The organism is Micrococcus sp. M4NT (assembly GCF_033790745.1).
Classification (GTDB): Bacteria; Actinomycetota; Actinomycetes; order Actinomycetales; family Micrococcaceae; genus Micrococcus.
Window position 1 is genome coordinate 57,669 of the sequence record NZ_JAMYEH010000014.1, and the last position, 9,069, is coordinate 66,737.

11 protein-coding genes and 1 pseudogene are annotated in these 9,069 nt (G+C 71.5%); 4 read left to right on the plus strand and 8 right to left on the minus strand.

Going from position 1 to position 9,069, the window contains the following annotated elements; all coding sequences use genetic code 11:
- Positions 1–4: 4 nt before the first annotated feature.
- Complete coding sequence (gene hemC / locus NJC10_RS10630) at positions 5–1,204, plus strand: hydroxymethylbilane synthase (protein WP_319076486.1); 1,200 nt, start codon at positions 5–7, stop codon at positions 1,202–1,204.
- Between the two features lies 1 nt (position 1,205).
- Positions 1,206–2,111: a uroporphyrinogen-III synthase gene (locus NJC10_RS10635; protein ID WP_319076488.1), complete on the plus strand. Its 906-nt coding sequence runs from the start codon at positions 1,206–1,208 to the stop codon at positions 2,109–2,111.
- Between the two features lie 15 nt (positions 2,112–2,126).
- Here the strand turns inward: NJC10_RS10635 and NJC10_RS10640 are convergent, their stop codons facing one another.
- The 5 genes from NJC10_RS10640 to NJC10_RS10660 all read right to left on the minus strand — a co-directional run bounded on the left by NJC10_RS10640 (position 2,127) and on the right by NJC10_RS10660 (position 5,446).
- Complete coding sequence (locus tag NJC10_RS10640; RefSeq protein ID WP_319076490.1) at positions 2,127–2,360, minus strand: hypothetical protein; 234 nt, start codon at positions 2,358–2,360, stop codon at positions 2,127–2,129.
- A gap of 129 nt (positions 2,361–2,489) precedes the next feature.
- Positions 2,490–3,560 (minus strand): NYN domain-containing protein, encoded by a 1,071-nt coding sequence (locus tag NJC10_RS10645; RefSeq protein ID WP_319076492.1) that lies wholly within the window; start codon positions 3,558–3,560, stop codon positions 2,490–2,492.
- A 314-nt stretch (positions 3,561–3,874) separates the two neighbouring features.
- On the minus strand, positions 3,875–4,477 hold the full coding sequence (locus NJC10_RS10650; RefSeq protein ID WP_319076493.1) for a cadmium resistance transporter: 603 nt from the start codon (positions 4,475–4,477) through the stop codon (positions 3,875–3,877).
- Entirely contained in the window at positions 4,474–4,833 is a 360-nt protein-coding gene (gene cmtR, locus NJC10_RS10655; RefSeq protein WP_319076495.1) for a Cd(II)/Pb(II)-sensing metalloregulatory transcriptional regulator CmtR, read from the minus strand. The genes NJC10_RS10650 and cmtR overlap by 4 nt, the downstream gene beginning before the upstream one ends.
- A gap of 223 nt (positions 4,834–5,056) precedes the next feature.
- The gene (locus NJC10_RS10660) at positions 5,057–5,446 is read right to left on the minus strand and encodes a heavy metal-responsive transcriptional regulator (protein ID WP_036382791.1); all 390 of its coding nucleotides are present in this window, start codon (positions 5,444–5,446) and stop codon (positions 5,057–5,059) included.
- A 56-nt stretch (positions 5,447–5,502) separates the two neighbouring features.
- Here NJC10_RS10660 and merA point away from each other — a divergent pair, with 56 nt between their 5' ends.
- Positions 5,503–6,966 carry a mercury(II) reductase gene (merA, locus tag NJC10_RS10665; protein ID WP_052520066.1) on the plus strand — a complete coding sequence of 488 codons (1,464 nt, stop codon included), beginning with the start codon at positions 5,503–5,505 and terminating at the stop codon, positions 6,964–6,966.
- 271 nt (positions 6,967–7,237) lie between these two features.
- Here the strand turns inward: merA and NJC10_RS10670 are convergent, their stop codons facing one another.
- From NJC10_RS10670 to NJC10_RS10680, 3 genes are all read right to left on the minus strand, one after another.
- Positions 7,238–7,378 carry a hypothetical protein gene (locus tag NJC10_RS10670; protein ID WP_002854087.1) on the minus strand — a complete coding sequence of 47 codons (141 nt, stop codon included), beginning with the start codon at positions 7,376–7,378 and terminating at the stop codon, positions 7,238–7,240.
- Positions 7,379–7,442: 64 nt separating this feature from the next.
- Positions 7,443–8,354, minus strand: a complete 912-nt coding sequence (locus tag NJC10_RS10675) for a cation diffusion facilitator family transporter (RefSeq protein WP_002854089.1) — start codon at positions 8,352–8,354, stop codon at positions 7,443–7,445.
- Positions 8,354–8,728: an ArsR/SmtB family transcription factor gene (locus NJC10_RS10680; protein ID WP_158496204.1), complete on the minus strand. Its 375-nt coding sequence runs from the start codon at positions 8,726–8,728 to the stop codon at positions 8,354–8,356. The genes NJC10_RS10675 and NJC10_RS10680 overlap by 1 nt, the downstream gene beginning before the upstream one ends.
- Before the next feature lie 86 nt (positions 8,729–8,814).
- Between NJC10_RS10680 and NJC10_RS10685 the strand changes: the two are divergent.
- Positions 8,815–8,949 (plus strand): annotated as a pseudogene (locus NJC10_RS10685) (ArsR family transcriptional regulator); the annotation flags it as partial.
- Between the last annotated feature and the right edge of the window lie 120 nt (positions 8,950–9,069).

Here is a 9,069-nt window from a genome sequence, read left to right on the forward strand (position 1 = left end):
CGTCATGGAGGCACTGCGCATCGGCACGCGTGGCTCGGCCCTGGCCACCACGCAGACCCGGCAGACGGCGGAGGCCGTGTCGGAGCGCGCCGGGCTGTCCCATGAGCTCGTGGTGATCCGCACGGAGGGCGACGTGACCACCGGATCGCTCGCCTCGCTGGGGGGCACCGGGGTGTTCGCGTCGGCCCTGCGCGCGGCGATCCTCGACGGCGCGGTGGACGCCGCCGTCCACTCCCTCAAGGACCTGCCGGCCGCCCAGCCGGCGGGCCTGGAGATCGCGGCGGTGCCCGCGCGCGCGGACGTGCGCGACGCCCTGTGCGCGCGCGACGGCCTGACCCTGGAGACCCTGCCCGAGGGTGCGCGGGTGGGCACGGGCTCGCCCCGCCGGGTGGCCCAGCTCAAGGCGCTGCGGCCCGACCTCGAGCTCGTGGACATCCGCGGCAACGTGCAGACGCGCCTGGCGCGCGTGCCGGGGCTCGAGCAGCACGACGACGGCGCCCCCGCCGCGGCCGGAGCCCCCCGCGGCGACCTCGACGCCGTGATCCTCGCGTGCGCCGGGCTGGACCGGCTCGGCATGGGCGAGGTCATCACCGAGCGCATCGACCCGGACGTCCTCGTCCCGGCGCCGGGCCAGGGGGCCCTGGCCGTGGAGATCCGCGCCGACGAGCGGCCCCTGCTCGACGAGTCCCTGATGGACGGCCCGGCCGGGGGGCTCGCGGGCCTCGAACCGGACTCGGACGAGGCCGTCCTGCGGAGTGCCCTCGAGCTGGTGGACGACCTGCCCACGCATGTGGCCGTGACCGCCGAGCGGGCGCTGCTGCGCCGCCTCGAAGCCGGCTGTGCCGCGCCGATCGGGGCGCTCGCCACCGTGGAGGACCTCGACTCCGGGGCGCCTCGCATCGAGATGCGGGCGATGGTGGCCGCCGTCGACGGCTCCCAGGTGCTGCGCCGCACCTCCTCCGTGCAGCTGGACCCCGTGCCGGACGACGTCGCCGCCGACCCGGCCGAGGCCGCCGAGTGGATCGAGGACACCCTGTTCCTCGCCGCCGAGGCCCTCGGGGTGCACCTGGCGGAGCTGTTCATCGCGGAGGGCGCGGACCTGCTGCCCGGCACCGTGCGCGGCGTGAAGGAGTCCGCCGAGGACGTCTACGAGGGCGGCACCCCCGCCGACGTCGACGCCACCGGCACCGACACCGAGGCCTGACGTGCGCGTCCTGCTCACCCGGCAGCCCGCTCAGGCCGGAGCCCTGGAGGCCCGGCTGTCGGGCGCCGTCGTGGGCGGGGAGGCCGTGGAGGTCGCGTTCCTGCCGCTCGTGGACTTCGTGCTGGCCGGCGACGCGGAGGCGGACGCCCTCGGCAGGATGTCCATGCAGCTCATCGCCCCGGGTGCGCGCGGCGTGCTCGTGGTGACGAGCCCCAACGCCGTGCGGGCGCTGCGAGGACACGACTTCGGAGGCGTCGACGAGGGCGTGCGGGCGGTCGCCACCGGCCCCGGGACGGCGCACCTGCTGGTCGCCGCCTCGCCCGGCATCCGCGTCTGGACGCCCCCCGAGGACCGGTCGGCCCGGGGCATCCTGGCCGGGATGACCGGGCCGACGGCGGCCCCGGAGGTCGTCGAGGGCCTCTGGCCCCCCGCGGCGGGGCATGCCGTGCCGATCGCGTGGCTGCCCCAGTCCGACCTCGCCCGGCCCGCGCTGGCCGACGGGCTCCGCGCGGCGGGCTGGGACGTGCGCACCGCCGTCGCCTACCGCACCGTGCCGTATCCCGGGACGCCGCCGTGGCGACGGCTGCTCGCCGAGGGGGAGGGATCCGTGGGCGCCTCGGACCCGGTCGTCGCGGAGGCGTGCACGGCAGCTCCCGACGCGCCCGTCGTGTCGCCTGCCCAGCTGTCCGAGGCCGAGCCGGGCACGGTGGTGCTCCTCACGAGCTCCTCCGCCGCCGAGCAGTTCGCCGAACGGGGCCTGGGGCCGGCGGCGGGGGAGCGGGTGCGCCTGCTGGCCATCGGCGAGCCGACGCGCGCCACGTGCGCGCGCCTCGGCCTGCCGCTCGCGGGGACGTGCGCCACGCCCGACGCCGCGGGCGTGCTGGCCGCTCTCGCCGGGCTGGGCTGACGGAGCGCCGAGGCGTCAGAGGGTGCCGTCGCCGTTCTCGTCCTCCGGGCGCTCGCCCAGCGTGCCCAGGATGTCCACGCGGGGCTCGCGCAGGATGGCCACGGCGACGTTGGCGAAGCCCGTGTTGGACAGCAGCGTCGAGGCCTCCTCATCCGAGAGGTCATAGGCGTGTGCCAGCATGCGGACGTTCTCGGTGTAGAAGGCGTGCAGGCGGTCGACGCCGCGCAGGAACTCCAGGGTGTTGGCCATTCGACCATCGTAGAGGCGTTCGGGGACCGTCCGGTGGATCTGGGGTGAACACAGGGCGACGGCGGGCGGGCGGCGAGCCTGCCCACCGCTCGCCCGCCGTCCCCTGTCCGCGCCGCGGGGTGAGGGCGCTCAGCCCTCCGCGCGGCGGCTGCGGCGCTTGAGGCTGACCTCGATCGAGCGGCCCTCCGTGCGGGTCTGCAGGTAGGGCTGGTCCGCCACGAGCGTGGAGAGCTTCTGGTGCCCGAAGTCGCGGGGGTCGAAGTCCACGTGGGTGCGGCTCAGGTGCTGGCCGATCAGGCCCATCGAGGCCCAGCCGTCGTCGGAGCTCGTGGCGGTCACGGCCTTGACGAGCGCGGACTGCAGGTTGATGCGCGGTGCGACGTCGTGGTCGGCGTCCGGCTCCGCGTCCACCGGCACCTCCGGCGGCGTGGGATCCTCGGCGATGGCCGCCTCCGATCCCGACGACGACGCACGGCGGCTGCGGCGACCGCGCGCGGCGGCCTTCGGCTCTGCGAGTGTGTCGGCCTGCTCGGCGGCGGACTCGTCGGTCCCGCCCGCGGCGGCCCCGGTGTCGGAGGTCTGGTCGACCGAGGCGGCGTCGTCGTCCTTCGCGTCCTTGTCCTCGGCGGAGCGGCCCCGACCCCGGCCGCGTCCGCGGCCTCGGCCCGAGCGCGAGGGCTTCTCGGCGCCCGACTCGTCGGACGCCTCGGAGGCGTCGTCGTCGGTCTCGACGTCGACGTCGTGGTCGTCCTCGGCGCCGAGCAGCTCGAGGTAGATGAACTGGTCCACGGCGTTGCGCAGCGAGGCCGGCGTCTTGCGGGCGCCGAGGCCGATCACGCGCTTGCCCGACTCGCGCAGACGGGTGGCGAGGCGGGTGAAGTCGGAGTCGGAGGAGACGAGCGCGAACGCGTCCACGTTGCCCATCCAGAGCAGGTCCATCGCGTCGATGATGAGCGCGGAGTCCGAGGAGTTCTTGCCCACGGTGTAGGCGAACTGCTGCACGGGCTGGATGGCGTGGTGGTTCAGCGCCTTCTTCCATCCGTTGAGGTTGGTGGTGGTCCAGTCCCCGTAGGCGCGCTTGATCGTGGGCGTGCCGTAGGTGGCGAGCTCCTCGAGGATCAGCGGGGCGTACTTGGGGGAGACGTTGTCACTGTCCATGAGGACGGCGATGCGCAGGGAGGCTGCGGTGGGTTCAGACATGCCTCCCAGGGTAGCCGGGGGATCGTGGTGGTGAGGGGCGACTGCGGCGGCCCCGGGTGTGGGTGGTCAGCACGCGCCATGAACGGTGAGGCGGCGGAGGTTGTGGCGAGGTGGTTGTGGAGACGGTTGTGGCGTGCCCAGAGAGCAATGAGAACGCTATTCGGTGTGGCTTCGTTCGCTTGGTGGCGGGGTTTTTGCAGCGCTCCGTGGCGGTCTTGTTGCCGCGATCACGCAGGACTGGCTGCAGGTAGGTGTCGCGGTCTGAACCGAGAGGGGTGCGCCCGGTCGGGGCCGTTTGGATCGCTGCCGCTACGTCAGAGTCCGAAGGCTCCGCCGCTGACGAGGATCACGATGCCGAGGCCGATGAGAACGATGGGGAAGAGGACGTGCTCCCAGCGTTCGAGCACTTCGGCGATCGGGGGGCGGGTGGCGACGAACTTTGCCAGGGCCACCAGGACCGCGACGAGCGCGAGGAAGACGATGCAGTAGGCGACTACTGCGAGAGGTTTCACGCTGAGGAAGACAGGGGTGTAGACGCCGATGTTGTCGCCGCCGTTGGCAAGGGTGACGCCTGCGACTGTCCACACGCCGACCTTCTTGCCGGCAACCTTGGCCTCGTCGTCATCGTCGTCATCGTCTCCGCGCCAGGCCTGCCATGCGGCCCAGAGGCCGAGGCCCAGAGGGATGAGACCGAAGTACGGGATGGCTGCCGGGGGCAGGAATGCTCCGGCGCCGATGGTCACCAGGACCGCGGCACCGAGGATGCCGGCGAATCCGAGGTACTGGCCGGCCAGAATGCGGGCGGTAGTGCCGCGCTGGCCTGCCCCTCGCGCGAAGAAGAGGGAGAGCACGATGATGTCGTCGATGTTGGTCGCTGCGAACAGGCCCATCGCCTGCAAGACCGAGGTGAGGATCATGCGCCCTCCCCAGCTGCGTCGCATCCGGGAAGCGAGCAGGCGGGATCGATGCACGGGGCGTCTTCGTCCACTGCCAGGGTGGCATCGACCAGTGCCGTCAGCGCCTGCGCCAGGTGCGCATCGGCGATCTCATATCGTGTCCGACGACCCTCGGGCTCGGAGACGACGATCCCGCAATCGCGCAGGCATGCCAGGTGGTTGGACACGTTCGGGCGTGTCAGGTCCAGATCTCGGGCCAGTTCCGCCGGGTAAGCGGGATGGTCGAGCAGGGTCAAGATGATCCGGGATCGAGTGGTGTCGGCCAGTGCACGACCCAGGCGGTTCATCACGTCGAGACGCGAAGCAATAGTCAGCATGGACTGAACTATACAGCGCGAACTGAACACTCGGTCACAGGCGTCAGCCCAGATCGCATGCCCGCAAGGGGATCCTTCACCGGGACAGCGGCCGACGGCAGGCCGGAGGAATAGGCGTCGCGATAGGGTGCACCCCGCGCAACAGAACCGTTGCGAAAGGTCTAACACCCCAACGCAACAGAGTGGGCCGCCATGCGCTGCCACGGGCCCGTGAACTTCGGTGTCACAGGTAGCGGCAGACATCCTCGGGGGAGCACGTGGCCGGGTCGCCGGCGGCGGCGTCCTCGCGCAGGTCGGCGATCGTGGTGCGTAGCTGCGCGAGCTCGGCGAGTTGCCGGTCGATCACATCAAGGCGGGTGTCGAGCAGGTCGGTGACGTGCCGGCAGGGGGCCTGCCCCCGGTCGCGGATGTCCAGCACCTGACCGATCTGGGCCAGGGTCAGCCCGGCCGCTTGCCCCCGGCGGATGAAGTCCAGCCGGTCGAGCACCTCGGCGCCGTAGTCCCGGTAGCCCGCCGGGGTGCGGTCCGCGGCGGGTAGCAGCCCGACCTCCTCGTAGTACCGCAGGGTCTTGCTCGTCGTGCCCGACGCCCGAGCCACCTCACCGATCCGCATGCCACTCATTCTCCCCCTTGACCTTCCAGTGCACTGGAAGGTCGATCCTGAGGGCGATGAAGGAGGAGTTCATGACGGCAACGGCTAACAGCAGGTCGTATGACCTGGCAATGATCGGGTCCGGTGGGGCGGCGTTCGCGGCCGCGATCCGCGCCACCAACCTCGGCAGACGGGTGGTGATGATCGAGCGTGGCACCGTCGGCGGTACCTGCGTGAACACCGGGTGCGTGCCCTCCAAGGCCTTGCTCGCGACCGCCGAGGCCCGCCACGTCACACTCGACGCCTCCCGGTTCCCCGGCCTGCCGCTCCCCGAAGTCCGGCCGGTCGACATGCCCGCCTTGATCGCCGGCAAGGATCGGCTCGTCGGGTCACTGCGTGGCGAGAAGTACCTGGACCTGGCCACCGAGTACGGATGGGATCTCCACCCCGGGGACGCCACGTTCGTCGGCACACCCAGCGAGCCGGCACTGCGCGTCACCGGCCCTGACGGCACGGTGGAGACGGTCCGGGCCGCGCACTACCTCATCGCCACCGGCTCCAGGCCCTGGGCGCCGCCGGTCCCCGGCCTGCAGGAGGCCGGTTACCTGACCTCGACCACCGCGATGGAACTGGACCACGTCCCGGAGTCGCTGCTGGTCATCGGCGGCGGCTACGTCGCGATGGAGCAGGCCCAGCTCTTCGCTCGGCTCGGCGTCCGGGTCACCATGCTGGTCCGCTCACGGCTGGCGTCCCAGGAAGAACCCGAGGCGTCCACCGCCCTGGATGAGATCTTCACGGACGAAGGCATCCAGATCATCCGCGGCGCGGTGCCCAGCGCGGTCCGCCGCGACCCGGCCACCGGCGAGGTCACGGTCACTGCCACCACCACTGACGGCTCACAGGAACTCCGGGCGGCCGAGGTACTCGTCGCCACCGGGCGCCGCCCGGTCACCGCCACGCTCGGTCTCGACACCGTCGACGTGCGCACCGGCGACCACGGCGAGGTGGTCGTCGACAGCCATCTGCGCAGCACCAACCCGCGCGTCTGGGCTGCCGGTGACGTCACCGCCCACCGTCAGTTCGTGTACGTCGCCGCGGCCCACGGCGCCCTCGTCGCCGACAACGCCCTCACCGGCGCCGGCCTCGAGGTCGACTACCGCCACCTGCCCCGGGTCGTGTTCACCAGCCCCGCCCTGGCCGCCGTCGGGATGACCGAACGGCAGGCCTCCGCTGCCGGGATCCGCTACGACAGCCGTGTCCTGTCACTCGCGCACGTCCCACGCGCGATCGTCAACCGCGACACCCGCGGGTTCATCAAGATGGTCACCGACGCCGACACCGGCCGCATCATCGGCATTACCGCCCTGGCCCAGGACGCCGGCGACCTCGCCGCCGCCGGGGTCTACATGCTCGAGGCCGGCATGACCACCAGCCAGGTCGCCAACCTCTGGAGCCCCTACCTGACCATGGCCGAAGGCCTCAAGCTCACCGCGCAGGCCTTCACCACCGACATCGCCAAGCTCTCCTGCTGCGCGGCGTGAACCTGCCCCGCACACAGGGACACCGATAGGGGACCGCCTCGCCCCGGGGCGCGAGACAAGAAAATGGTCGCCGATCAGCCCTACTTACTGGCACCCCTGCGTATCGGACCTGCAACCACCGGGGAGTTCAGTCGATGCAAGAACTCCCGTCCCAGGCCTATATCTGGACGTCTTCACGACCTCTACGTGCTCGACCCGACGAGGACAGCACTGGACGACGCGATGACCGCCTTGCGGCGCCGCCATGAGGCCGCGGTCCGTTTGGGCCGCGTCACCGCACCACCATGACCACGATCGTCACCACGTAAGCCGCGGCGACCAGACCGATCCCCAGCAGGGTGAGCACCACCCCGCGCCGGGCCGGCCGCTGGCCCTCGTCCGGCCCGGGGCCCTTGCCGTGCTTAGCGGTCATCGCGCGCTCCTAAGACGTTGCTCAAGCATGTGCGGCTCTCGCGAGCGGGCTTCGGTGCCGAGTGCTACCAGCTCAGGTCGTGACAGCCGTCGCTGCCGGCGCCCTCCACCTGCAAGGTGGCATGGGCGATACCGTAACGGTCGCGCAGCACCCGGCGCGCGCCGGCAAGCACGGCGCCGTGGTCCGCGCCCTGGTCAGCGACCAGGTGGGCCGTGGCCACGTTCATCCCCGACGTCAGGGTCCACAGGTGCAGGTCGTGGACCTCCTCCACCCCCTCGACCGCGTCCAGGTCACCGGCGACGTCCTCCGGGTCCACCCCTTCCGGGGCGTGCTGGCCCAGCACCGCGATCACCTGCCTGCCCAGAACCACCGCCCGGATGATGACGAAGACCGCGATGAGCGCCGCGACCACGACGTCCCAGATCGGCTGGCCGGTGAGGATGATCAGCACGCCGGCGACCATGACACCCACCGACCCGGCGGCGTCGGCGATCACCTCGTAGTAGGCGCCCTTGACGTTCAGGCTGTCCTTGGCCCCGCTGCGCAGCAGCAGCATGGAGATGATGTTGATCACCAGGCCGGCGAAGCCGACCGCGAGCATGGCGCCGGAGGCCACCTCCGGCGCGTCGCCCAGCCGGCTGATGGCCTCGACCACCACGTACACCCCGACCGCGAGCATCGCCAGCACCGCCAACGCCGAGGCGAACACCTCGGCCCGGTAGGAGCCATAGGTGCGTCGCCCTGTGGAGTCCGGCCGGCTCGCGATGCGCGTCGCCAGCAGCGCCGCACCCAGCACCACCACATCGGCAGCCATGTGCCCGGCATCCGACAGCAGCGCCAACGACCCCGACACCAGCCCCGCGACCAGCTCGATCAGGAAGAAGCCCGCCGTCAGGGCGAACGCCCCCGCCAGCCGCCGACGGTAGCGGCCACCGGCATGCCCGGTCGCCGGGGCATGGCTGTGTCCCGCCCCCATCAGCCCTGCCCCTCGTGGCGGGCGTGCTCACGGGAGACGTCCAGCAGCATCCGCACATGCCCGTCAGCGAGGCGGTAGTACACCATCCGCCCCTCCCGGCGGTTCTCGACCACCCCAGCGGTACGCAGCACCCGCAGCATCTGGGACACCGACGCCTCCGCGACATCGACCGACGCCGCCAGGTCACACACGCACAGCTCGCCGGCCTCCAGCAACGCATACAGCACCCGGGCACGGCGCGGGTCCCCCAGGAGCTTGAACAGCCCGGCCAACCTGCCGGCCTCGCGCTCGTCGGGGATCCTCTCCCGGGTCAGCGCCACCTTCTCCGGATGGACGGCGGTGACCTGACACGAATCCAACGGCGTCACACTCATGCCACGACCATACACCTATGCAGATGTGCAGATATCAGCAGCGGGAGCCACACACGAGAGGTCAGCAGGTTCTGTATGGTCAGCGCATGCTGACTATTGCTTCGCGGCTGGACGTGATGAACCGGCTGGGCCGGGCGATGGCCGACCCGACCCGCTCCCGCATCCTCATGACACTCCTCGAGGGCCCGAGCTACCCGGCGGTACTCGCCCGCGACCTAGGGCGTGTCTGAGAATGGATCCAGGGGGCCAGCTGACACCCTGGAAGGCATGTCCCGCTTCCAGATGCTCTCCGATGCCCAATGGGAGTTGATCGCCCCGATGCTCCCGACCCGGACCGGCAG